Origin of the sequence: Algoriphagus sp. TR-M9 (genome assembly GCF_027594545.1) — a bacterium.
Taxonomy (GTDB): Bacteria; Bacteroidota; Bacteroidia; order Cytophagales; family Cyclobacteriaceae; genus Algoriphagus; species Algoriphagus halophytocola.
Genome location: NZ_CP115160.1, coordinates 1,892,455 through 1,917,698 on the forward strand (window position 1 = coordinate 1,892,455; position 25,244 = coordinate 1,917,698).

22 protein-coding genes are annotated in these 25,244 nt (G+C 42.2%); 14 read left to right on the forward strand and 8 right to left on the reverse strand.

The annotated features are described in order from the left end of the window. Positions 1-102: 102 nt before the first annotated feature. Both PBT90_RS08255 and PBT90_RS08260 read left to right on the forward strand, forming a co-directional pair. Positions 103-2,718, forward strand: coding sequence for a DNA gyrase/topoisomerase IV subunit A (locus PBT90_RS08255; protein ID WP_264809914.1), 2,616 nt, complete (start codon positions 103-105; stop codon positions 2,716-2,718). An 18-nt stretch (positions 2,719-2,736) separates the two neighbouring features. Next, positions 2,737-3,441 carry a TrmH family RNA methyltransferase gene (locus PBT90_RS08260; RefSeq protein WP_264809915.1) on the forward strand — a complete coding sequence of 235 codons (705 nt, stop codon included), beginning with the start codon at positions 2,737-2,739 and terminating at the stop codon, positions 3,439-3,441. 18 nt (positions 3,442-3,459) lie between these two features. On the opposite strand, the gene PBT90_RS08265 is transcribed toward PBT90_RS08260, so the two are convergent. Next, positions 3,460-4,065 carry a hypothetical protein gene (locus tag PBT90_RS08265; RefSeq protein ID WP_270132636.1) on the reverse strand — a complete coding sequence of 202 codons (606 nt, stop codon included), beginning with the start codon at positions 4,063-4,065 and terminating at the stop codon, positions 3,460-3,462. A 282-nt stretch (positions 4,066-4,347) separates the two neighbouring features. Here PBT90_RS08265 and PBT90_RS08270 point away from each other — a divergent pair, with 282 nt between their 5' ends. After that, entirely contained in the window at positions 4,348-4,860 is a 513-nt protein-coding gene (locus tag PBT90_RS08270; protein ID WP_270132639.1) for a hypothetical protein, read from the forward strand. Continuing rightward, positions 4,857-5,693 carry a tetratricopeptide repeat protein gene (locus PBT90_RS08275; RefSeq protein ID WP_264809918.1) on the forward strand — a complete coding sequence of 279 codons (837 nt, stop codon included), beginning with the start codon at positions 4,857-4,859 and terminating at the stop codon, positions 5,691-5,693. The genes PBT90_RS08270 and PBT90_RS08275 overlap by 4 nt, the downstream gene beginning before the upstream one ends. Before the next feature lie 104 nt (positions 5,694-5,797). Here the strand turns inward: PBT90_RS08275 and PBT90_RS08280 are convergent, their stop codons facing one another. Beyond that, positions 5,798-6,235 (reverse strand): peptidylprolyl isomerase, encoded by a 438-nt coding sequence (locus PBT90_RS08280; RefSeq protein WP_264809919.1) that lies wholly within the window; start codon positions 6,233-6,235, stop codon positions 5,798-5,800. A 107-nt stretch (positions 6,236-6,342) separates the two neighbouring features. Next, the gene (pckA, locus tag PBT90_RS08285) at positions 6,343-7,965 is read right to left on the reverse strand and encodes a phosphoenolpyruvate carboxykinase (ATP) (RefSeq protein ID WP_264809920.1); all 1,623 of its coding nucleotides are present in this window, start codon (positions 7,963-7,965) and stop codon (positions 6,343-6,345) included. Positions 7,966-8,249: 284 nt separating this feature from the next. Here pckA and PBT90_RS08290 point away from each other — a divergent pair, with 284 nt between their 5' ends. Then, positions 8,250-9,788: a peptide MFS transporter gene (locus tag PBT90_RS08290; RefSeq protein WP_264809921.1), complete on the forward strand. Its 1,539-nt coding sequence runs from the start codon at positions 8,250-8,252 to the stop codon at positions 9,786-9,788. Between the two features lie 78 nt (positions 9,789-9,866). Here PBT90_RS08290 and PBT90_RS08295 read toward each other — a convergent pair whose 3' ends face one another. From PBT90_RS08295 to PBT90_RS08310, 4 genes are all read right to left on the reverse strand, one after another. Next, complete coding sequence (locus tag PBT90_RS08295; protein WP_270132644.1) at positions 9,867-10,562, reverse strand: TetR/AcrR family transcriptional regulator; 696 nt, start codon at positions 10,560-10,562, stop codon at positions 9,867-9,869. Positions 10,563-10,702: 140 nt separating this feature from the next. After that, positions 10,703-11,995 (reverse strand): tyrosine--tRNA ligase, encoded by a 1,293-nt coding sequence (gene tyrS / locus PBT90_RS08300; RefSeq protein ID WP_264809923.1) that lies wholly within the window; start codon positions 11,993-11,995, stop codon positions 10,703-10,705. Positions 11,996-12,228: 233 nt separating this feature from the next. Further along, on the reverse strand, positions 12,229-12,561 hold the full coding sequence (locus PBT90_RS08305; protein ID WP_264809924.1) for a BlaI/MecI/CopY family transcriptional regulator: 333 nt from the start codon (positions 12,559-12,561) through the stop codon (positions 12,229-12,231). 175 nt (positions 12,562-12,736) lie between these two features. After that, a complete protein-coding gene (locus PBT90_RS08310; protein WP_264809925.1) occupies positions 12,737-13,486 on the reverse strand; it encodes an acyl-CoA desaturase in 750 nt (249 codons plus the stop codon). Positions 13,487-13,629: 143 nt separating this feature from the next. On the opposite strand from PBT90_RS08310, the gene PBT90_RS08315 reads away from it, so the two are divergent. The 6 genes from PBT90_RS08315 (at position 13,630) to PBT90_RS08340 (ending at position 19,171) form a co-directional block, all read left to right on the forward strand. Beyond that, entirely contained in the window at positions 13,630-13,995 is a 366-nt protein-coding gene (locus PBT90_RS08315) for a phage holin family protein (protein ID WP_264809926.1), read from the forward strand. 193 nt (positions 13,996-14,188) lie between these two features. After that, positions 14,189-14,752 carry a hypothetical protein gene (locus tag PBT90_RS08320; RefSeq protein WP_264809927.1) on the forward strand — a complete coding sequence of 188 codons (564 nt, stop codon included), beginning with the start codon at positions 14,189-14,191 and terminating at the stop codon, positions 14,750-14,752. 116 nt (positions 14,753-14,868) lie between these two features. Further along, positions 14,869-15,771 (forward strand): histone deacetylase family protein, encoded by a 903-nt coding sequence (locus PBT90_RS08325; RefSeq protein ID WP_270132651.1) that lies wholly within the window; start codon positions 14,869-14,871, stop codon positions 15,769-15,771. A gap of 100 nt (positions 15,772-15,871) precedes the next feature. Beyond that, positions 15,872-16,474, forward strand: coding sequence for an OmpH family outer membrane protein (locus tag PBT90_RS08330; protein WP_264809929.1), 603 nt, complete (start codon positions 15,872-15,874; stop codon positions 16,472-16,474). Positions 16,475-16,570: 96 nt separating this feature from the next. Beyond that, on the forward strand, positions 16,571-17,542 hold the full coding sequence (locus PBT90_RS08335; RefSeq protein ID WP_264809930.1) for a deoxyhypusine synthase family protein: 972 nt from the start codon (positions 16,571-16,573) through the stop codon (positions 17,540-17,542). A 3-nt stretch (positions 17,543-17,545) separates the two neighbouring features. Continuing rightward, positions 17,546-19,171 (forward strand): OmpA family protein, encoded by a 1,626-nt coding sequence (locus PBT90_RS08340; protein ID WP_270132653.1) that lies wholly within the window; start codon positions 17,546-17,548, stop codon positions 19,169-19,171. 45 nt (positions 19,172-19,216) lie between these two features. Here the strand turns inward: PBT90_RS08340 and PBT90_RS08345 are convergent, their stop codons facing one another. Further along, positions 19,217-20,674 carry a Gfo/Idh/MocA family protein gene (locus PBT90_RS08345; RefSeq protein WP_270132655.1) on the reverse strand — a complete coding sequence of 486 codons (1,458 nt, stop codon included), beginning with the start codon at positions 20,672-20,674 and terminating at the stop codon, positions 19,217-19,219. A 322-nt stretch (positions 20,675-20,996) separates the two neighbouring features. Here PBT90_RS08345 and PBT90_RS08350 point away from each other — a divergent pair, with 322 nt between their 5' ends. The 3 genes from PBT90_RS08350 to PBT90_RS08360 all read left to right on the forward strand — a co-directional run bounded on the left by PBT90_RS08350 (position 20,997) and on the right by PBT90_RS08360 (position 25,186). After that, positions 20,997-22,592, forward strand: a complete 1,596-nt coding sequence (locus PBT90_RS08350; RefSeq protein WP_270132657.1) for a family 20 glycosylhydrolase — start codon at positions 20,997-20,999, stop codon at positions 22,590-22,592. A gap of 144 nt (positions 22,593-22,736) precedes the next feature. After that, positions 22,737-24,086: an alanine/glycine:cation symporter family protein gene (locus tag PBT90_RS08355; protein ID WP_264809934.1), complete on the forward strand. Its 1,350-nt coding sequence runs from the start codon at positions 22,737-22,739 to the stop codon at positions 24,084-24,086. A 2-nt stretch (positions 24,087-24,088) separates the two neighbouring features. Next, a complete protein-coding gene (locus PBT90_RS08360; RefSeq protein WP_270132659.1) occupies positions 24,089-25,186 on the forward strand; it encodes a glycerate kinase family protein in 1,098 nt (365 codons plus the stop codon). The last annotated feature ends 58 nt before the right edge of the window (positions 25,187-25,244 follow it).

Here is a 25,244-nt window from a genome sequence, read left to right on the forward strand (position 1 = left end):
AATTGCGCTTCGGGTTTAGGTGAAATAAATAATTATTTGAATTATGATCTCGGCTGGCTTGGTCTTTTTGACTTTCCGGCTTTATAATTATTGGATTATACGATGAGTGAAGAAAAGGAATTACCAGAAAATTCAGATGATGCGATGCAGAATGCAGTCCCGGTGACGGGAATGTATAAGGAGTGGTTTTTAGACTATGCATCTTATGTGATATTGGAGCGGGCAGTACCTGCGATAGAGGATGGATTGAAACCAGTGCAGCGCAGGATTTTGCATGCCATGAAGGAGATGGATGATGGCCGGTTCAATAAGGTGGCCAATATCATCGGTCAATCCATGCAATATCACCCGCACGGAGATGCTTCCATTGGAGATGCCATCGTGAACCTGGGCCAAAAAGAACTGTTGATAGAAACCCAGGGTAACTGGGGAGATGTGCGCACCGGTGACCGTGCAGCAGCGGCAAGATACATCGAGGCCAGGCTTTCAAAGTTTGCTTTGGAAATCCTCTTCAATGCGCAGACCACTGAATGGCAGGTTTCCTATGATGGAAGAAAAAGAGAACCCGTCACCCTCCCGGTAAAATTCCCCTTATTGCTAGCTCAGGGAGTGGAAGGGATCGCTGTGGGGCTTTCTACCAAGATTCTACCTCATAACTTCTGTGAGTTGATCGAAGCTTCTATTGAGGTATTGAAAGGAAATGAAACCAATATTTTACCGGATTTCATTACAGGCGGGCTGGCAGATTTTTCTGAATATAATGAAGGACTTCGTGGCGGTAAGATCAAGGTTAGAGCAAGGATAGAAGAGGAGGATAGCAAGACTTTATTGATCAAAGAGATACCTTATGGTACTACTACAGATTCTTTGATAGAATCTATCCTGAAGGCAAACGATAAAGGCAAGATCAAAATCAAAAAAGTAGTAGACAATACTGCCAAGGATGTGGAGATTGCCATACAGCTCGCATCGGGTACTTCCCCAAATGTCACTATTGACGCCCTATATGCATTTACGGATTGCGAGGTCTCTATATCTCCCAATGCCTGTGTGATCGTCAAAGACACGCCGGTATTCCTGACTGTCAATGATATCCTGAAATACAACACCAAGCAGACCAAAGCCTTACTGAAACGTGAGCTAGAGATCCGTAAAGGTGAACTGATGGAGAAATTATTGTTTTCTTCCCTGGAAAAAATATTCATTGAAAACAGAATTTACCGAGATATAGAAGAGTGTACCACTTGGGAAGAGGTGCTGGAAGCCATAGACAAGGGGCTAGATCCATATAAGCCTGATTTTTATAGGGAAATCACCACAGACGACCTGGTTCGATTGACTGAAATTAAGATAAAGAGAATATCCAAGTTTGATGCTTTCAAGGCTGATGAGCTGATGAAAAAACTTCAGGACGAGCTCAAGGAAGTCAATCACCATTTGAGGCACCTGACGGACTATGCGATTCTCTATTATCAGAATTTGCTAGCCAAGTATGGCAAAGGCAGGGAGCGTAAAACTGAAATCAGAGAGTTTGATACCATACAGGCCAATGTAGTAGCAGCAAACAACGCCAAGCTTTACGTCAATCGTAAGGATGGTTTTGTGGGCTATGCTTTAAAGAAAGAAGAATTCGTCAGTGATTGCTCGGATCTGGACGATATCATAGTGATCCGAAAGGACGGGGTATGTATGGTATCCAAAATTCAGGAAAAGAACTTCATGGGCAAGGATATTCTCTATGTAGGAGTTTTCCGCAAGGGTGACGAGCGAATGGTTTACAACCTTATTTACCTTGATGGAGCCACGGGCAGAGCAATGGTTAAGCGTTTCCAGGTTTTGGCAGTGACTCGGGATAAAGAGTATCCGCTCACCAAAGGAACCAAAGGAAGTAAAGTGCTCTACTTGACTGCAAATTCAAACGGAGAGGCAGAAATCGTTACTGTTTATCTTACCCAGGGGGCAAAAGCCAGGGTGAAAGTTTTTGATTTTGATTTTGCTTCCATAGATATCAAAGGACGTGGAGCAGGTGGGAATATCATGACCAGATATCCAGTCCGCAAAATCCAACTCAAAATGGAAGGTGTATCCACACTTGGAGGTCTGGACATCTATTACGACTCGGTAGTGGGCAGACTGAATACCGAAGAGCGAGGTAAAAAAATAGGGAATTTCCTAGGTGATGACCGGGTAATTGTATGCTATAAGAGTGGAGATTATGAGCTGACCAGTTTCGAGCTGACCAATAGGTACGATGCACCAAATGTATTGTTGATCGAGAAGTTTGATCCCGATAAAGTGCTATCAGCCATTTACTTTGACGGGGCTAGTAAAAGCTATTATGTAAAGAGATTCCAAGTGGAAACTACTACCCTGAACAAGAAATTCAACTTTATTTCTGATCATAGAAATTCCCATTTAGCGGTGATTTCTTCTGAAAAACAACCTCAGGTGAAAGTGCTCTTGATGAAGAATAAGCAAGAAGAGGAAATGGAGTATGACCTGGATATGCTCATCGATGTGAAAGGCTGGAGAGCGGTAGGAAATAAACTATCCACCTATGAGGTCAAATCTATCCAGTTGCTTGAGTCAGTGAAGGACAAAAAGCCGGTGGGTAAAGCAGAGGAGCAAAAAGATGATGAAGACCTAGACGTGGGAACTACTATAGATTTGTCGGTCAAGAAAGATGAAGATGATGAAGAACAATTGGGGTTATTTTAAAAAGCTCCTTTTCTGCCTATGTCTGAAGAAAAAAGTGCTGAAATAATCGACCAAGCATTGCTGGATTATCTGGCGGCTTACATCACTGACCACAAGAAAAAAGTGATGGGAGAAGTGCTTGCCAACAGAACCCGGCATTTTACGGTGGTTTTGGAAGATATTTTTAAGCCGCACAATGCCAGTGCAGTTTTACGAACCTGCGATTGTTTTGGCGTGCAGGATGTGCATATCATTGAAAAGGTAAACCAGTACAAAATCAATCCCTATGTGACCAGGGGTGCATCTCAATGGGTAGATTTGCACAAATATTATAATCCCAGCGGATCTGCGGTCCAGGATTGTTTTTCGGAGTTGAGGCGTAGAAAGTATAAAATTTATGGGACCAGCCCTTCTGCGCAATCCATCTCTCTCTATGATCTGCCAGTAGCGGAGCCATGTGCCTTGGTTTTTGGCAACGAGCATGAAGGGATTTCTGCAGAGGTGAAAGCTAATGTAGATGGCCTGGTACACATCCCCATGCTGGGCTTTACGGAAAGCTTTAATATTTCAGTTTCCGCATCTATCATTTTATATGAGCTGGTTAAAAAGGCCCAGGAACAGGAGCTTCCAGATTATTTTTTATCAGAAACAGAGAAACAAATCCTCCGCTTGAAGTGGTATAGGCAGGTAGTAAAGCGCTCAGATCTGCATGAGAAAGCTTTCTTAAAGTCTATGAAGGAGTAGATTCTGCCCAGTGAGTGCTTAATTATCGGAATTAAAAATCGACTGAATTTGCTCTGTTAAAGGAGTCTTCTCTGCGTTCTTCTTGGCTCTTTGCCTTTTTCTCTGACGTTTTTTTTGTTCCTTACTTTTTACCAAAACCATTCGTGCAGAAATCCCCACTTGTCCACGGTAAAACTCCTGTCTGCCCGTTAAGTTGATGTTGGGTTTATAATCCAGAGAAATTACTGTGTTCAGCACTGTAAGTTCTAGTCCAGCGAGTAAGTCCAGACCAAATGTGGCATTGCCATAGGTATGGATGATTTGCTGATTTTCAGCGTCTTTTACAAAGCTTTCTTCCATTCCAAAAGATGGTCCAGCTCCGTAATAATAATTGAAGCGTTTGGATAGGATCGGGTGGTGTTTTTCCAATAAAGCTGAAAAGGTAGAATTGAGTTTGAAGTCTGATTGAATGATTCCTTCGATGCTAAGCCTTTTAGTGATCCTCTGCTGCGCACTTAGCCCAATTGTCCTGTATAGGTTATTATTGCCAAATCTAAGACCTACCGCGGTACCATAGCGCTGAGCTTGGGTAGTGGTGAGCGAGACAAAAAATATGATGGTGAGTAGGGTAAGGCGTTCTTTCATCTGTTTATAATTTGTCTTTTAAAGGCCATAACCTGTCCCGTGACGAAGGAAACGGGATGGAATCTCGGATGCATAATAATCATCCCTCTGTGTGTCGCTATGGATCATGCTTGATTTCATAGGTTATTTTCAAAAGAAATGACCACAGTTCAATAACCATTCCAAGGTTGATGAATTGGATTATTGTTCAGTTTTAATAATTTCGTACTTACAGCATTTCAGGAAAGTTTTACTATTCACGTGAGATTAACAAAGTCCTACTAAGCTACATTTTGCAAATCTATGATCAGGATTATTTTTTTTGCCCTTTGCTTCTCTGCCATTTCTTGCGAGTCCAAGGAGGTTTCTACAACACATAAGGAATACCTTCGATGGGTGGGGGATATCCCATTTGATCCGGCTATTGATAATCCTGAATTTGAACTCTGCCATGGTGATTCGAATGCCAGGCAATATTTTAATTTTAGTCAGGGTTTTCAGTATGAGGGAGAAAAATTAGCACTGGTTCAGGAGTTCAAAAGCAGCTACGAACCTGTTGGAGTAGATGACAGCGGTCTAATTAGAATTCGATTCCTCGTAAACTGTAAAGGAGAATCGGGTAGATTTCGGGTGATTGCTATGGACAATAACTATGAGGAGATGGTTTTCGATGAGCGTATTACGAATCAGCTTCTACAAATAACCAAGCAACTTGATGGCTGGAAGATTCTACCAACTTTAGAGGAACCACTGGACTATTACCAATACCTCATTTTCAAAATTGAGAAGGGTAATGTTGTTGAAATTTTACCATGAAGATTAGATTGATTGTTACGCTTTTGGTTATATCAGCCTTTGGGAAAATCCATGCCCAGCAAAACTGCAATTCCTACCTCTACAATGGAGATAGTTTGAAATATGAAGCGTGCTTGGTTACTGAACGTCTTGCAGGCCTCTATCAGTTTAGCAAAGAGTTCCAAGAAGTTTTAGATGAAGCTCTTGCCATCGACTCAACGTATGATTATGCCTATCGGGCAAAATCTGTGGGGTACTTAAAAAGTGGTGATTTTTTAACTTGGAAAAAACTGATAGATAAGGCAGTATTGTACAATCCTGTTGGGAATCTGGGCTATCGTGGCTGGTGCAGGTATCAGTTTTTTGGGGATTATGAAGGAGCTATAGAAGATATTGAACGGTTAGATTCCTTGATCAACTATGATATTGGAACATCCGCAAACGGGGATTATCATTTACAGATTGCCAGAGCATTATCTTACAAAGCTCTTGGGCATAGGGCTAAAGCTATTGAGATTATTGAAACACAATTAGCCGATGCTGAGCATTTTGTTGGGAAATATGATTACCTGCATCTCGGTGTGCTTTACCTAGAAAATGATGAATGTGAAAAAGCATTGGATTTATTTACCAAGCAAGAAAAAGAGAATGACCTGGCTGAAAATCAGTACTATATCGCTATGGTGTATCGCGAATTAAACCATCGAGGTGAATACATTGCTCACTTGGAAAAGGCTATTGATATGTACAAACAAGGTAGGATTATGCTAGATGGATACACGCACATAGCGGATAAAGTTTATTTGAGCGAAATTGAAACAGAGCTAAAAAAAGCCCGGGGTATCTCAGGCTAGCACTCAGCCCAAGGTTAATTAGGATTGAAATCCATATACTTCTATAAAAAAGCCCTCAAAAGCATGTAGCAAATGAGGGCAATGGTTAGTGTTAATTCGTTTTCTTAAGACTCAGATACCACGATTTTTTCGATTTTGTCTCCAGCTTTGATCTCATCTATGACATCTAATCCTTCCACAACTTTACCAAAGCAAGTATGATTTCTATCTAGATGAGCCGTATTGTCTCTGCTGTGACAGATGAAAAACTGGGATCCACCGGTGTTTCTTCCAGCATGGGCCATGGAAAGTACACCTCGGTCATGGTACTGATTTTCGCCATCTAGCTCACATTTGATGTGGTAGCCAGGACCTCCGGTACCATTACCTTTGGGGCAGCCCCCTTGGATTACAAAATTGGGGATTACTCTATGAAATGTAAGGCCGTTATAAAAGCCTTTGTTGGCTAAGTCTATAAAATTTTGCACAGCTATCGGTGCGTCATTGTCATAAAACTCCACTTTCATGGCGCCTTTTTCTGTTACTATCTCTGCTGTTCTCATGGTCAATTATTTAGGGAGCATTACAAAATTAGGAATGCAAAAATATCATAATTCATGGAACAAATGTCCATATTTCGGTTTGCAATTCCTGTGAAATTTAAATTTTATCAAATTTCTTCATTGCCGGATGAATGAAAAGGAGCTCCACGAAGGATTTCTTCAGCGGTGAGATCTTTAAATTTTTCGAAATTTTGCTCAAAAGCTTTTCCCAGTTCTACAGCTTTCTGATCATACAGGTTTGGATCAGCCCAGGTATCCCGAGGGTTCAGAATGTTATGCGGTACATTTGGGCATGTGAGCGGTACTTCGAATCCAAATACTGGGTGTTTCTGGAATGCCACTTTTGCCAGACTGCCGTTCAAAGCTGCACTGATCATGGCTCTGGTATGGCTAAGCTTCATACGCTGTCCTACTCCATAAGCACCTCCTGTCCATCCGGTGTTGACCAGCCACACATGGGTATCGTGCTGTTCCATTTTCTGGCCCAATAATTTGGCATAAACGGAAGGGTGCAAGGGAAGAAAAGCTGCCCCGAAACAGGCAGAAAAGGTTAGCTTTGGTTCCGTGATGCCCATTTCTGTTCCAGCTACCTTGGCAGTATAGCCAGAGATAAAATGATACATCGCCTGATTTTTGTTCAGTTTGGAAATAGGGGGCATAACCCCAAAAGCATCTGCGGTCAGAAAGAATATATTTTTGGGTATTCCTGCAATAGAAGGGATGATGGCGTGATCGATGTGCGTAATAGGGTAGGCCGTCCTGGTGTTTTCTGTAACACTTTTGTTACTGTAGTCCACTTCTCTGGTGTTTGGTTTGAATCTCGTGTTTTCTACAACAGCTCCAAACCGAATAGCGTCCCATATCTCAGGTTCTTTTTCCCTGCTGAGATCGATTACTTTGGCATAGCACCCACCTTCGAAATTGAAAACGCCATGTTCGGTCCACGCATGCTCGTCATCACCGATGAGATTTCGATTTGGATCTGCTGAAAGAGTGGTTTTGCCTGTGCCCGACAATCCGAAAAATATAGCTGCATCTCCATCTTTTCCCACATTGGCAGAGCAGTGCATGGAAAGAATCTGCTTGTCATGGGGCAAAATGAAGTTGAGCACGGAGAAAATTCCCTTTTTCATTTCACCTGCATAGCCAGTCCCGCCGATCAAGATGATACGCTTGGACAGATTTAGGATGGCAAAGTTTGCACTTCGGGTTCCATCGGTTGCTGGATCTGCCTGAAAATCCGGTGCACAAATAATGGTGAAATCAGCGTTGAATTGAGCTTTTTCATCTTCATTAGGCCGCAGAAACATGTTGTGACAAAACAGGTTGTGCCAAGCCAGGGTGTTTACGATTTTTAAATTCAGGCGGTGATTCGGGTCAGCTCCAGCAAAGGCATCTCTGACAAAAAGCTCCTTGTCTGCCAGGAAGCTTTTCATTTTTGCATAGAGTGCTTCGAATTTCTCCGGATCAAAGGGGATATTAATATCGCCCCACCATACACTATCTCTGGTTTTATGGTCCATGACGATAAACCGGTCTTTGGGCGAACGCCCTGTGAAAGTGCCGGTGTCAGCCATGAAGGCACCAGTAGAGGTGAGAAATCCTTCCTTTCGAGCCAAAGCCGTTTCTATCAATTCGGCTGGTGAAAGGTTGTAGTGAACTTTTCTGCTTTGATTTGAGTCAAGAAAAGCCAGGTCAGAGGTCTGGGGAGCCAGCGCTATTTCCTGCATATGTTATTTGGGTTTACAATCTGAAAATTGTCTCCCCAAAACTAAGCAAAACTGATTTAATAAAATCAATAAAATGTGCTTTTTTTGGCTATTCAATCGATTACGTAGAAAAAACAGACTTTTATTTGGTGAGGCATCTGGAAGAGAAATAAAGCCATTAATACAGGCGCACAGCCTCTTAGTGTATTTGCTGATTCAGCTTGATTTGCTGTGTATTAACTTTGGGAACAAGAGATAAAATACTTTATCATTGTAAAATTAAATTCACCCAAATAAAACTATCCTTGGAAAAAGACCTTACTCCTGAATTTGAAGAGCCAATGCTATTTGGCCATCCCAAAGGCTTATTTTACTTGTTTTTTGCAGAACTCTGGGAGCGATTCAGCTTCTACGGCATGCGGGCATTGCTCACCTTGTACATGGTGGATGTCATCTTTGAAGCATTAAGTGACAGAGATTATGCCACTGCGGCGGTTTACGCATCCTATGGATCATTGGTATATGCCTCCACGGTGATCGGGGGAAGAATATCTGATAAAGTCCTGGGTATGCGAAATTCTATCTTCCTGGGGGGCATTTTGATGTCGCTGGGACATTTTGTGCTTGCGGTAGAAAACAACGTGGCCTTCTTCCTCGCTCTATCCCTGATCATTGTAGGAAATGGCTTTTTCAAGCCTAATATCTCTACTTTCGTGGGTACCCTCTATAAAGATGGGGATCCTAGAAAAGATTCTGGATTTACCATTTTCTACATGGGTATCAATATAGGTGGATGGGTAGCCCCGCTTCTTTGTGGCTGGTTAGCCGTAGCTTATGGCTGGCATTATGGGTTTGGCTTAGCTGGTATTGGAATGCTTTCCGGACTTATTTTCTTTTGGTCAGGTATCCGAAACGGAGTATTTGGCGACCGTGGCATGCCACCTGTAAATGGAGGAATAGATGACAAAATCATGGGCGTAAAGCAGCGGTACTTTATCCCTGCTGTATCATTCTTAGCTGTTCCCGTGATCGCTTATTTATTGTCTTCTTATAAGCCCCTTGGCAGTGGGGATGGTTTCTTTGCAGATCAGAATATCGTTAACATCATTTTCAAAATCATAGGTGTTAGTATACTAGTATATCTTGGCTATATCATTTTCCAATCGTCAAAGGAGGAACGCAAGAAGCTGATTGTAGCCGTTTTAATTACTGTTTTTATGACTATTTTCTGGGGTTTTCATGAACTTTCCGGAAGTGTCATCACCTTATTTGCTGCCCGAAACGTAGATTTAGCCGGAGTCATGACTGCTTCGCAGACTAACTCACTGAACTCGATGTGGATTATCATATTGGCTATTCCTATATCCCTCTTATGGACTACGCTCTCGAAGAAAAACCTAAATCCTAGAACTCCTTATAAGTTTGGAATGGGACTATTGTTTGCAGGTATTAGTTTTTACATACTTTCTATTTCCGAAGGCAGTGCCAATGAAGATGGACTGGTTCCTTTTGCCTACCTATTACTGATGTATTTCTTGATTTCTGTAGGGGAGTTGTTTATGTCCCCTGTTGGATTGTCAAAAATCACTGATTTGTCACCAAAGCGGATTGTAGCATTTATGATGGGAGTATGGTTCCTTTCCTCAGCATTTGCCTTTCAGGTAGTAGGTTTCATAGGAAAGCAGCTCTCCATTGAAAGTACGGACAAAAACATTGGAGGCTTTGATACGCTTTATGTCTATACAGAAGGCTTTCTGCTTATTGCCAAGTACTCTATTGGAGCTGGCTTATTGGTGCTTTTGGCAGGACCATTTATTAAAAAGCTAATGGGGGATGTGCACTAAGCTTTAGCATTTTCTGGTAAAGAAAAGAGGCTGTTCAATTGATATTGAACATCCTCTTTTCGTATATGGGGCATTGATTTAGAACAAGCTTCCCTGTACTGTTGCCGGCTTTGTGGCTTGGATGGTTCCTTTGAGCATTTCCTGCATTAAGCGAAGAAATCCAGGTTCCCAGTTTTCGGCGTGGATCTTCATTTCCTTGCCTTCGTATTCTATAGGGCCTAGCATTTTCTCATACCCAATAATCATACTCCAAATGGTATAAAATGTGATTTCGGGCTGCAACTGTGGACGTATACTACCATCCTTGATGCCCTGGCTAACCATCATAATGCCGATTTTTGCCGGTTCATGGTGGATTTCCAATAACTTCTGAAAGTGCTGACTTTCTAGAATCTTAGGGTCGATTTGTGCTCTGGTTTTTGGGTTGTTGTACTTTTTCAGTAAGTCTAGGAAGTTCAATATGGAGTCGTAATAAACCTGGTTGGTCCTGGCGAATTGCACAATTCTTACGAGCAGATCTGAAACCATTTCCAGACCAGATTTACCCTTGGATCTATATATATCCCTGAATTCATCCTTGAATTGATCAAAAGCTTTTTTGGTCAAAGCCATGAACAGGTCCTCTTTGTTTTTATAGTAGAAATAGGTGAGTCCCTTGCTGATTCCTGCACTTTTGGCCACATCTTCCATTCTCGTAGCCAAATATCCTTTTGAGGTAAAGAGTGATACAGCAGAGTCTAAAATTACCTTTTCTTTGTTCTTCTCTCCAGCCATGTTATTGGGAATATCTGTTAAAAACCTAAAGATATTAAACTTCGGTCAATATCGTGCAAAGTCATTTAGTTTTTCAGTAGAATACCTAAAAAAAGGCATTAGGGAGTATCCTGATGCCTTTTTTATGGAGTTATGATGACTTATCTTACTTCTACTATGAAGTAGTTTTTCTTGCCTTTTTGGATAAGAAGGTATTTGTTTTGAAGCAGGGTCAAATTTAGATCTGCATTGGGATCGCTTAGCTTCTCCTTATTGATACTTACGCCTCCTCCTTGGATCATTTTTCTCGCTTCGCCTTTGGAAGCAAAAATCACCCCCTGGGTAGCTTCTCCAAAAAGGTCTAAAATAGATACGAGTGATTCAAATTGGGATTTTTCTATCTGAACTTGAGGCACTCCATCAAAAACCTGCAAAAAGGTACGCTCATCTAGCGCAGCCAAGTCATCGGTAGAAGATTTTCCAAAAAGGATTTGAGAAGCTTTCACCGCCATTTCATAGTTGGGTTCCCCATGTACCATGATGGTGATCTGCTTTGCGATTTCTTTCTGAAGTACCCTAAAGTGCGGGGCTTCTGCATGTTCGTTTTCCAGTCCCTCTATGGTTTCCTGATCCAATACTGTGAAGATCCGGATGTATTTGGAAGCATCTTCGTCGGAAACATTCAGCCAGAACTGATAAAATGCGTATGGGGATGTTTTTTCTGGATCCAGCCATACAGACCCTCCTTCTGTTTTACCAAATTTGGTACCGTCCGCCTTGGTGATCAGTGGCACAGTGAGGGCGTATGCACTGCCTCCGCCCATTCTTCGGATAAGTTCGGTTCCAGTCACTATATTTCCCCATTGATCCGAACCTCCTAGCTGTACGGTACAGTTTTCATTTTTCCAGAGGTGGTAGAAATCATACCCTTGGATCAACTGGTAGGTAAATTCTGTGAAGGATAGTCCGTTTCCATCTTCCAGACGTCTTTTGACAGAGTCTTTGGACATCATGTAGTTTACTGTGATGTGCTTCCCAATATCTCTGATGAAATCTAAGAAGCTGAATTTAGACATCCAGTCATAATTGTTCACCAGTTCTGCTTTGTTCTCACCTGACTCAGAAAAGTCTAGAAATTTAGCCAGCTGAGCCTGTATAGAAGCTACGTTATGGTCCAGGGTTTCCTTGTCCAGCAGGTTTCTTTCTGCTGACTTGAAGGAAGGGTCTCCGATCATGCCTGTGGCACCGCCTACCAGCGCAAAGGGTTTGTGACCAGCACGCTGAAAGTGCAATAAGGTCATTACCCCTACCAAGTGCCCAATGTGAAGAGAATCAGCTGTAGGATCAAAACCAAGATAGGCAGATGCCATTCCTTTATTCAAATGTTCTTCGATTTCGGGGGTCATATCCTGAAGCATTCCTCTCCAGCGTAATTCTTCTATAAATGAGTTCATCTTGTAGGTTGATTTTTCAAAGTGCAAATATAGGTTTGTCTGTGAAAGGAAAGAAGGATTGCGTAAAAGCATTAGGTAGATATTATCCGTACCCTAGGCCGCATCCTACCATTTGCTGGAAGCAAGGCAACCAATTATTTTGGATTAAAAGCGGATTCAATAAAAATAAAAAGGGGAGACCCATATTGATGGATTTCCCCTTTTTTGATTTGGTGGGTTACTTTTGATGAATTTTACTGATACTCCTTTTTGTTCAACGTTTCATCATTTTTAAAGAAGTCGGCTAGCTTCCCAAATGAACTTTCAAAATACCCGTCAAGCATCTTTTTGATAATGAAAGATCGGTATTCATCCTTAGATACTATTGGGAAATACTCATGGCTCTTACCATAGGATTTGTGACTTACGAAACCCTTACGTTCTAGGATTCTTACAATTGTCGAGACGGTATTGTAGGCTGGTTTTGGCTCTGTGGTCATTGGAGCCAAGATATCCTTGACAAAGCCCCGCTCGATATCCCAAAGGATTTGCATGATTTCTTCTTCTGCTCTTGTTAATGGTTTCATAAAAAAGGCGTTAAGTTTAATAATGCAAGTAAATTATTCGTTTAGTTTCTTATTTGCAAAAAAAATCAGCTTTAGTTTTAAATTTTTTATCCTCAGACTTTCGGCTTTTAAATAATCTTTTTACCGTTTTAGATCAAAAAAGGCCTCTAATGAGGCCTTAAGGAGGTTTTTGTACTTACGCTGGACGTAGTTTAATTATTCCAGTAGCATGCAATAATTTTACGATCGGGTACGTTGGGTCAAATTCATACCATTTCACGGCGAAGTTTGGACGGTTTGGTAGTTTGTGGTGATTGTTCTGGAAAAGCTCCCCCAGCATCAGCACATCTAACAGCAAACTGTTCTTCGATTTGTCATTATTATCAAAGTTTGCATAGCCGTATTTGTGGCCGCTCCAGTTCACGATAGCGCCATGAACCGGTCCCATCAAAAAGTGAATAGGGAGTAAAAAGTACATCCACCAGTGTGTACCCGGTAGCTCAAATACAGAAATACACAATACATAGATGGCTACATATAATAAACCCCAGCTTACTCTCACAAGCATGGTATCTGCAAACTTGTCAAATCTATTCCAATCCGGGATATCCTTGGAGAATCTTTCTTCAGGTTTAAGTCTGAAAGAAAAATATTCATTATAAATGTTTTTGGTTTTCCACATCATGGTAAAGAGGTTTTCTGTATGATGCGGACTGTGCGGGTCTTTGGGGGTATCACTATAGGCGTGGTGCATTCTGTGCAGGATAGCATAAGCTCTTGGGGATAAATAAGAGCTACCTTGCCACATCCAGGTGAAGATGTAAAAGAATTTTTCCCAGTACTTGTTCATATAGAACATTTGGTGGGCTGCGTAGCGGTGCAGGAAGAAACTCTGGCAAAACAAAGAGAAATACCAGTGAAGGAGAAAGAAAAGGATAATGATCACTAGGTCTAGGATTTAATGTTGGAATGCAAATATAATGCATGTGAGGCAACTAACGAATTGCCAGCTTAGCTCATTTACGGATAATTTGCCTGATAAAAGTCAGTTTTTGAGAATATTTAACCGAATTGTATATTTTTACCCACATGGCAAATAATTCAAAACCATTAAATATCCTGGTCAAAATTCTTTTGGGAGGGATCTCGGTGCTTATAGCGGAGTATTTCATCAGTGGAGTGCACATTGATTCTGTGATTACGGGGTTTTTGCTGGCGGCAGTGATCATTTTGATCAATATGACTCTGAAGCCTATTTTGATCTTGTTGACGCTACCGATCACATTTCTCACTTTGGGTCTGTTCCTTTTGATAATCAATGCCTGTATGTTTCTCTTGGCTGATGAGCTTATCCCCGGCTTTCAATTGGATGGATTTTGGTGGGCCGTGCTTTTTGCGATAGTAGTCAGTATCATTAATTCCCTTTTTGGAAATAATTTAAATTCCACGGATTGAGACAGGTGTGATAAGCTTAACTACTGATTACTAGCTCGCTGCAAATCTTGGAATTAATCAATTTTTTAACAATTTCTTCATTAAGGATTGTGGATTTAATTAAAATCGATTAGATTTTGATGTTATATTACTACTTCATTTAGTACTATTGGGGTGCTAATCACTTAAAAGTATATCTAAAAATTTTTGCCCTATGTCACTTTCCAACCCAGGTTTTGATCCAAACCACATAGCTGAGCTTAAGGAAGAGCTCGCTAAGCATGGGAAAAACTTTAAAATAATCCCAGACGATGAGAACTCTGATGAGTTTGTAAATTTTTATTTCATAGGAATGTATGAAGGCAGAGAAGTGATCTATGATGCTGCGCTCTACACGCTGAGACTGCACCACTCCAGTGAGGTCTATGAAATAGCTGAACACAAAGCTGCTCAGAAATTCCCTGATTTCAATGGTATTTCCTATGAAGAAGATGAGAATGGGAATATGAAACCGCTTACCAGTGCCGAAGAAGAAATCGGCTGGTTCATTACCGAGATAATCATGGAAATGGAAGAAGAGGAAACGGTGAAGGTTCAGGAGTTCGTGGATATAGATACACATCACGATTTTGGCATAGGCTTAGACGCCGCCTTAAATGTGGAAGCCATCACGCCAGCGTTTATTTCCAAATTCATTCAGGATTTTAATGATGATACCTTGGTACTGGATGATACGCTGTATGCTTTTCAATCCGAAGAAGAAGATATTGAGGACTAAAAAAACTAGAAATTCGAAATTTCAGACGCTTGTTTCCGACAGGCGTTTTTTTTGTCCCTATTGCACAAACAGGATGCGACCAGAGCGGTTTACTGAGCAGTTCCAAACTAAAGAAAATGCTTAAAATTGCCTATGCACCCAATTATTGTCACCCTTTGCCGGCAGGGCATAGATTTCCCATGGAGAAATATGAACTGCTTCCGGGACAACTTTTGTACGAGGGTATAGTGTCGCAGGAGAATTTTTTTCAGCCTGAGCAAATAGCTGAGAAATGGATTTTAAAGGCGCATAGTAAATCATATTGGGATAAACTAAGATCTCTATCCCTGAGCAAGTCTGAAATCCGTGCGACAGGTTTTCCGCTTTCCAAAGCCCTTGTGGATCGTGAAACGACCATAGTGCAGGGCTCAGTGCAGGCAGCAGAATTTGCACTAGAGTTTGGCATAGGGATGAATATCGCCGGCGGTACCCACCATGCTTTTACGGATCGGGGAGAGGGTTTTTGTTTATTGAATGACATTGCAGTGACTGCCCATTATCTTTTGGACCAAAAGCTTGCAAGCCGGGTTCTGGTCGTAGATCTAGATGTGCACCAAGGCAACGGGACCGCAGAGATTTTTCAGCAGGAACCGAGGGTGTTTACCTTTAGCATGCATGGTGAAAAAAACTACCCACATCGAAAGGAGCAATCAGATTTGGATCTGCCCCTAGTGGATGGGATTCAGGACGAGGTTTATCTTGAGGTTTTGAAGAAAAACTTGGTGGATGTACTGGAGCAGTTCCAGCCTGACTTTATCATTTATCAATCAGGAGTAGATATTCTTGCTTCGGATAAACTGGGAAGGCTAGGTTTGAGTATGCAAGGAGTGAAGGAAAGAGACTATTTTGTTCTTAATCTGGCAAAATCACAAAATATTCCAACTATGTGCTGCATGGGTGGTGGATATTCCGAAGATATACGAATTATCATAGATGCTCATACTCAGCTGTATAGGGCTGCTCAGGAGTTGTTCTTCTAAAAGTCCTAGAATCAAAAAATAGCCGATGATTTACACTCCTTTCTTGTAAAGTCAATACTTTCTTTATATTTGCGCCCTTGTAATCAATAACATCAATACAGTGAAAAGAGGATTAAATCTACTTGGTGCACTAGGCTTGGCTTCTGTGCTATTATACGGTTGTAACAATTCTGGTACGCCATCAACAACAGCATCTAACGATCAGCCATCATCTGAAGTGAAATCAGAGGTAAATGTGGCATTTGTTTTTACGGACAGTGTGATCAATAAGTACGACTACTTCAAAATGAAGTCTGAAGAATTGACCGAGAAGGGGAAGAAATTTGAAGGAGATCTTCAGGGTCGTGCCAGCGGATTCCAGCAGGAAGTGCAAGCTTTTCAGCAAACTGGAGGCAATATGACTGTAAACCAACAGAGAGCTAAGCAGGAAGAACTAGCCAAAAAAGAGCAGAACCTGATGACCTACCGTGACAATTTGATGCAGGAATTGTCAGCAGACGAAGCGGCGCTTTACAGTGAAGTGTATGATCGCGTGCAGAAATACCTGGAAACCTATGCGGAAGCAAACAATCTGGATGTCATCCTGAGCTACACCAGAGGCGGTGCGGTTTGGTATGCAAATGATGCCATTGACCTGACTGAATCAGTGATTGAGGGTCTGAACAAGGAATACAATGCAAATCCTACAGATACAGCAAAGTAAGTTTACTTTCCTACAGGAATACTTAAACCTGGCTTAGGCCGGGTTTTTTTGTGCCAAAAATTTGGTAATTTTAGGCCTCAAACGAAAAGCTAAAGAATGAAAATCACAGAATTTTTAAAACATAATTATCGTCATTTCAATGCAGCAGCATTGATAGATGCTGCAGACGCGTATAAAAGTCACCTGGATAATGGAGGTAAAATGATGGTGACGCTTGCAGGCGCCATGTCCACAGCAGAACTGGGGATTTCTTTGGCAGAAATGATCCGACAGGACAAAATCCACATCATCACCTGTACCGGTGCCAACTTGGAAGAAGATGTTTTCAACCTAGTGGCCCACGATTATTATGAGCGAATCCCAAACTACAGAGACCTTTCTCCACAGCAGGAGCAAGACCTGGTGGAGCGTCATATGAACCGCGTGACTGATACATGCATTCCGGAAATGGAAGCGATGCGGAGAATTGAGGATGTGATTTTGGAGGAATGGGTCAAAGCTGATCAAGCTGGAGAAGCCTACTTCCCGCACGAGTTTTTTTACAAAATATTGCTTTCCGGTAAACTAGAAGGCTCTTATCAGATTGATCCAAAGGACAGTTGGTTGCTGGAAGCTGCCAAGAAAAACATACCGATTATAGTACCAGGATGGGAAGATTCCACTTTAGGTAATATGTTTGCCGGTCATGTGATCTCCGGAGATGTGAAAAATGTACATACGGTGAGATCAGGAATAGAGTACATGATGTATCTGGCAGATTGGTACACTGAAACTGCTACAGATGAAAGTACTATCGGGTTTTTCCAGATTGGCGGGGGAATTGCAGGAGACTTCCCAATATGTGTGGTGCCGATGTTGCATCAGGATCTTCAGCGTGAAAATGTGCCGCTTTGGGGGTACTTCTGCCAGATCTCTGATTCGACCACTTCGTACGGTTCTTATTCAGGAGCTGTGCCAAACGAAAAAATCACTTGGGGTAAGCTGGGAATAGATACTCCAAAGTACATTATTGAGTCAGATGCAACGATCGTAGCACCTTTGGTATTTGCCATTGTGCTGGATCAGTAAACTATGAGAAAATTTAAGAACGTATTTCTAAAAGCAAGTGGCTTCCTGCTGCTTGCTTTTTGTATTTCTAATCAGGTGAGTGCTCAGCAGGTAGTTTCGCTATCAGGAGCCAATTCCCCTCAGGATGATATGAATCCAGTCTGGATTGGGGACAATACTCTGATATTTACCCGTGCATTTCATCCCCAAAACCTAGGCGGAATTTCCGATCCAGGTGATATTTGGATGACCCAAAAATCGGATACAGGAGAATGGCTGGAGGCTGTGCATAGAGCAGATTTGAGTACAGATGGTTATGACTTTGCTTTAGGACTAGAAGATCTGCTTACCATGCTGGTGTATCACAGTGGGGGTGAGCGATATGGGATTTACCAGTATTCTAAATTTGGAACTGAGTGGAATTTCCTTCGGCAGGTTAACATTGCAGGTCTATTAGAACTGAAAGGTCAGCTTAGCGGAAGGGTGGCAAATGGAGGAAAGGTCATCATGCTTTCCGGGATAGGAAGTGAAACCATAGGAAATGAAGACATTTATGTAAGTGAAAAGACTGGCCCGATTTCGTGGTCAAAACCTGTCAATCTGGGTTCGGCTATCAATACACCCGGACAGGAAATGAGTCCATATTTTGACCTCGCTACGGAGGAGTTGTACTTTTCTTCCAACATGCATGAGGGAGCACAGGGAAAGGATATTTTTATTGCCAAAAGAATGGGAGAGGGGTGGAATACTTGGAGTAAACCCATGATCTGGAAGCAAGTGAGCTCTCCTGGATCAGATGTTTCTCTGACTTTTGTGAGCAAAGAAGAGGTAGTATGGACCAGTACTCAGAACAGCGATGGATTTGCGGACTTATTAACATTTGAAAACCCTGTTCCTCTGGACATCCCTCAAGAATTCGCTTTGGCAAAACCGGCAGCAACTGAAAAACCTCAAGATAAACCCAGACAAAAAGTTAGTTCAATAGAGCCCATATATCCCTCTTCCTCAGTAGGAGTGCCTGAGATCAAGGTGGTAGAAAAAGAAGTGGAATTAGAGGAGGAACCCATTTCTTGGTTTGTGGTGGATGCCAAGAATAAAACCTTGGTTCCGTATGGGCTGGAATGGACAGGTGAATTGGCCGGATTAGACTCCATTAGTCCTGAGAAATTGACTATCTCCCAATTGAGAAGCAAGGGAGTGAATGAGATTAAAGTAATAGCTACAGGTTACTTTCCTAAAAAGCTATCTATCAATGAAATAAAATCAGGTGAGCCGACAGTCGTTCTGATGACCAAAGCTGAATCGGGTAGCATTGTATTGCTGGACAATGTGAATTTCAAACGGGGAACTGCTGAACTGGAAGGTTTAGATACAAAAGCCTCACTTGAAGATTTGGCCACGTTTTTATTGGAAAACCCAGAGATGAAACTTAGAATTCACGGCCATACGGATAATGCAGGAGATCCAAGCTTAAATAAGGCTTTGTCTTTTGAGCGGGCAGGAAGTGTAAGGGATTTTTTGATCGAGCAGGGTGTTCCATTCGAAAGTATTAGGATTTCAGGTTGGGGAGGAACTAGACCAATTGCCTCCAACGCCACTGAGGTAGGAAGGTCAAAAAACCGGAGAGTAGAACTGGAGGTAATTCAATGAAAAAAGCCTTTGGAATTTAGCTTCCAAAGGCTTTTTGCTTTTTTATTACAGTGTATAATCACCGCGGTAAGTCCTTTTTACGAATTGATTGGCAGGTTCGAAGTTGGTGATTTTCATGTTGGCTCCATCCCAAAGGAGTTTGATACCTCTGCCTGGATAGTCAAACTGTGAATTGTTACCTTCACGGGGCTCTCTATAGTCATAACTTCTGATGGCTAGATTTCCCATCAAAACAGACTCTGTCAAAGGTCCCGCTACTGAAAACGGAGAGCTCAAGTTTTGATATTCTTCTGAGCCATGACCGGCAATACAAGCTTCTACCCAGTTATTATAATGTCCTGAATCTCCGCCTGGAACTCTGCGAAGGGTTTGAGGTACATTTGCTTCTTTGGTCTTGCTAGTAGGAAGAAGTTGCGGGTTTTTACCATAAGTTGAGCACATCATTTTACCCTTGGTTCCCTCTATTATCACTCCATTGCCTCCGTCACCCATTTGTTCATTTGGTGCCAACTCTTCGGGTCTTGTGGGCTGTATACCCCCATCCATCCAGTGAAATTCTAGTTCATCTTTGCCAGGCCTGTCAAATCTTAAAGTAATATGAGAGGAAGGAGGACAACTGTCCGGGAAGTAGCCTCTTTGGAATTCGCCTACATAGACAGAGCCCACAGAGCACTCTGCAGAAGTAGGATAACCTAATCCTAATACCCTAAACGGAGGTTCCATGATATGACAAGCCATGTCCCCTAAAGCTCCAGTGCCATAATCCCACCATCCTCTCCAATTGAAGGGTACAAGATTTCCAACGTAATCCTTGTAAGGTGCTGTGCCCAGCCAAAGATCCCAATCCAGATCAATAGGTGGTTTAACGGGCTCTGTTGGCCACTTTATGCCTTGAGGCCATACCGGTCTATCCGTCCAAGAATATACCTTAGTCGCTTCTCCGATCAGGCCAGCTTCATACCATTCCACCATTTGTCTCACTCCATCTCCGGAGGCACCTTGGTTACCCATTTGAGTGACTACCTTGTATTTTTCGGCTGCCTCGGTGAGCATTCTTGCTTCATAAATATCATGGGCCATAGGCTTCTGTACGTAAACATGTTTGCCCATCTTCATAGCCATCATAGCTGCTACAGCATGCATGTGGTCGGGCGTGGAAACAGAAACTGCGTCAATGTTATTTTCTTCCTTTTCCAGCATTTCGCGGAAATCATGGTAGTATTTGGCTTTTGGGTGTAGCTGCCGACTTCCTTTCGCTCGGGTATCATCTACATCACAAAGAGCGATAAAATCTGCTTTTTCCGTTCGGGTAATACCTCGCACATCACTTCCTCCCATGCCTCCTACACCAATTCCGGCTACTCGTAGTTTGTCACTTGGTGCCACAAAACCAGCTCCTCCCAGAACATGCCTTGGTACGATGTAAAATCCTGCAGCAGCTAGTGCAGATCCTTTCAGAAATTTCCTTCTAGAATTCCCTGAAGTTGACTGTTTATTATCCATTTCGAGATAGATTTGAAATTATAGGTTATCTGGTACTTTATTTTCCAAATGGGAAATTAGAAAAACTGAAAAGAACTGCGCATTCACTGGTGTAAAAAATCGAAATTAGTTTAGTCATTTCTATCAAAATTCAGAAATTTTGGTTTTTGAATAAAATTTAATTCGAAGAAAAAGATTTTTAAAAATTTACATTAAGTTTACTCTTCAGGTTTACTTTGCCAATCCTTCATGATAGCAATCTACCCATGTAGGTAAATCTGTGATATGCTAGACTTGGGCAATTATAGTACCTGCCTAAAACCCTAAAAACGACAATTAACAGATGAAAAAATCACTTTGGATACTTGCCCTAGCTCTGGGGGTGACGGTAAGTTCCTGTCAAAAAGCAGTCTCACCTCTGACTGAGGTTAGTTTTTTACCTATACCGCTCAGTGTTTCATCTTCCTCTGGAGGATTTGAATTGGATTCGGATGCAAGTATTCAGCTTGTAGGCGCTTCCGGAGATTTAAAAAAAGTGGGCGAATACCTAGCTCAAAAGATTCAACCTGCTACCGGTCTTGAAATCCCAATTGTAGCTGAATCCGGCAATATAATTTTAGAACTGAAAACTGGTGAACCAGCAGAAAAATACCTGATTGACATTAGTTCTGATCAAGTAAAAATCAGCTCTGGTAGTGCATCAGGCTTGTTTTATGGTGTTCAGACACTCTTACAAACCCTCCCTGCCGAGATTGAAAGTACTGAAAAAGTAGCTGGTGACTGGATTTTCCCCAGTGGCACCATAATAGATGAACCCGAGTATGCCTACAGGGGTGCAATGCTCGATGTGGCAAGGCATTTCTTTTCAGTAGAGGAGGTCAAGCATTACATAGATGAGATTGCTCGACTGAAAATGAACTACCTGCATTTGCACCTTACGGATGATCAAGGTTGGAGAATTGAAATCAAATCCTGGCCAAAACTTACAGAAATTGGCGGACAAACTGAAGTAGGAGGTACCGAAGGAGGATTTTATACTCAAGAAGATTATGCGGAATTGGTGGCTTATGCAGCAAACCAGTTTATCACCATAGTGCCGGAAATCGATATGCCCGGTCATACCAATGCTGCTTTGGCATCCTATGCCGAACTCAATCCAGGTGTAAACTTGCCAGATGGAGATTTTTCTACCATGACCGAAGGAAAAATAGATTTTGATATTTTGGATAAAGAGCCGGAGCCTGCTGAATTGTATACCGGTATAGAGGTTGGGTTCTCCACGTTCGCTACGGATAAAGAGATAACCTATGAATTTGTGGATGACGTAGTGAGAGAGCTTTCGGCATTAACTCCCGGACCATACTTTCATATTGGTGGGGATGAATCTCATGTGACGGAGAAGGATGATTACATCTTTTTCATAGAGCGAGTACAGGAAATAGTAAAGAGCCATGGCAAAACCTCCATAGGATGGGATGAGATAGCAACAGCCGAATTATTACCTGGTACGGTTTCACAGTTTTGGGCCAAAGAAGAAAATGCTGAACTGGCCATAGAGCAGGGTAACCAGGTGTTGATCTCGCCAGCAAAGTATGCCTACTTGGATATGCAATACGATTCTACCACTAGGATAGGCTTGCACTGGGCGGCTTACATAGAGTTGGATGCGGCTTACGATTGGGATCCTGTGAGTTCATATCCTGGGATTACCAAGGCCGATATATTTGGGGTAGAAGCACCCATCTGGACAGAAACCATCACAGACAGAGCGGATTTGGAATACATGGCATTTCCAAGAATAGCTGCCATCGCAGAGATTGCCTGGGCGCCAGAAAGCAAGCGCAACTGGGATGATTTTGCCAAGCGAATCTCCGCCCAAGGGAAAAGATGGGATATAAGGGGCATTGGCTATTATAAATCACCAAAAGTGGAATGGTAAGAAAATAGAATCACGAGAAGCCCGGCTAGTTCCGGGCTTTTTGTTGATTCTTGTACTTTCATTCTTTGAAAATGGGTAAATACAGGCTATTATGCTGCTTTAAATTGAATTAACTTTCAGGTAGAATTTCAAAACAAATTATTAATGGGTGAGCTGATTATTTCTTTTGCTAATTGGATATGGGGAACACCAATGCTGGTTCTGCTGATGGGGGGAGGGCTGATTTTATTGGTCCACTCAGGTTTTGTCCCATTCCGAAAAATCGGCCATGCCATAGGTTTGTTAAGCGGGAAATATGACGATGACTTAGCACCAGGTCAAATCACCTCATTCCAGGCCTTATCTTCGGCTATTGCTGCCACTGTAGGATTAGGAAATATCTCCGGAGTAGCTATCGCAATCAATATGGGCGGCCCGGGGGCGATTTTTTGGATGTGGGTTTCGGCTTTTGTAGGAATGGCTACTAAGTTTTATACCTGTAGTTTGGCTATCATGTATAGAGGGAAAGACTCAGAAGGACAGATCCAGGGCGGTCCGATGTATGTGATCCAAGAAGGGATGGGGAAGAAGTGGAAGTTTCTTTCTGTGATTTTCTGTGGAGCCGGAGTCTTGGGGCTCTTGGCAATATTTCAAGCTAATCAGCTTACAGCGGTTTTAAGAACAGTGATTCTAGAGCCTGCAGGTTTGGATGAAGGACAAAAAACGCGATGGATCATAGGAATTACGATGATGATTTTGGTCGCCATTGTAATCCTCGGCGGAATCAAACGAATAGCTGGAGTAGCATCTAAGATGGTACCTTTTATGGTAGCATTGTACTTTGTCACCGTACTAATAATTGTTTTTAAAAACCTTGGAGCTGTTCCGGATATGCTAGTGAAAATTGTGACAGATGCATTTACAGGAGAGGCAGTAGCTGGAGGGGCAGTAGGGGCAGTGATCATCACAGGAGCTAGGAGAGCTGCTTTTTCCAATGAGGCAGGAATCGGAACTGCACCTATGGTCCATGGAGCTTCTAAAAATAATGAACCGATCAGAGAGGGACTTATCGCCATGCTTGGGCCGTTTATTGACACCATAGTGGTTTGTACACTCACCGCATTAGTTATCATGTTGACTGGTGTTTGGAAAGTGACCGATAATGACGGGGTAAGACTGACCTTGGCCGCTTTTGATACTGCGCTTCCTAGCATAGGGCGGTACCTTTTGATGATAGCGGTGTTGGTTTTTGCGCTTTCTACCATGTTTACCTATTCTTATTATGGTCATAAGTGTTTTGGATATCTTTTTGGAGCTAAAAGAGCAGACTACTACAATTACTTTTATTTAATCACCATAGTAGCTGGCGCAGTGACATCCCTGGAGGTAGTCATTAGTCTGGTGGATGGTATGTATGCGATAATGGCCGTTCCGACAATGATATCTACATTCTATCTAGCGCCCAAAGTAAAAGCAGCAGCAAAGGATTATTTTCAGCGAATGAAAAATGCCTAGACATGCATGTACTGGTCGCTCCAAATGCCTTTAAAGGCACCTTAAGTGCTCAGGAAGTTGCAGGCATTATCGAGCATTGTCTCAAAGCAGTGAAGCCTACTTATTTTACGCAGTCACTGCCTGTAGCTGATGGTGGAGATGGTACCTGCGAACTCCTGACTGAGATTGGAGGATATCAAAAAAAGGAAACCTGGACTTTGGATGCATTGGGCAGGCCTATAGCAGGCCAATTTGGCTGGGACCATGAATCGCTCACCGCTTATATTGATGTTTCCACTGCCTCAGGTGTTGGTAATCTTTTGCCTGAAGAAAAAGACCCGCAGATAGCTTCTACATTTGGGACAGGAATATTGATTTCAGAAGCGATTGATTTAGGAGCTAAACATATTGTTCTTGGCCTAGGTGGAAGTGCCACCATAGATTTGGGCTTGGGAATTTTGGCGGCTTTAGGACTGGAGTTTTTAGACGAAAAAGGAAGGGCTTTAGCCTTATTCTCACCTGGTTTTACAAAGAGAATAAAGCATATCCAGCTTAAACCTAATCTGCCCAAAATAAAATTCAGCTGTTTATGTGACGTCAGCAATACCTTTTTTGGTCCGAAAGGAGCCGTACCGGTTTTTGGCCAGCAAAAGGGTCTAAATCCGGATTTATTTGAAGAATATGAAAAGCAGTGTCAGCAAATAGCCCATAAGCTGTACGCCAAATCAGGAAAGTCATTTACAGATCAAGATGGTTTTGGTGCTGCTGGCGGGATTGCCCTGGGTTTATCGGCTTTCTTCGATGCCAGGATTGAATTTGGAGCCCAATACTTTTTCCAAAAAACAGGCTTGGAGGATGCAGTCAAAAAAGCTGATTGGGTAATCACAGGCGAAGGGCGATACGATTCGCAGAGTGAAGCAGGAAAAGCCAGTCATGAACTGCTGCAAATCGTACGTAGACAGGAAAAAAAAATAGCATTAATCACCTCTGGAGATGAAGGGAGGGATGTTTTTGATCAGCATTGGAAGCTGAAAGACCTAGATTTTTCCCAAGAGAATTACCTACAGGAAGCTAGAACAAATCTGCGCAACTTGGTAATGGAAAAAATTCGTGATCTTTAGTTATTGTACCAAAGGCATAAAAAAAGAGACCGAAGTCTCTTTTAAATGGGGTAGAATC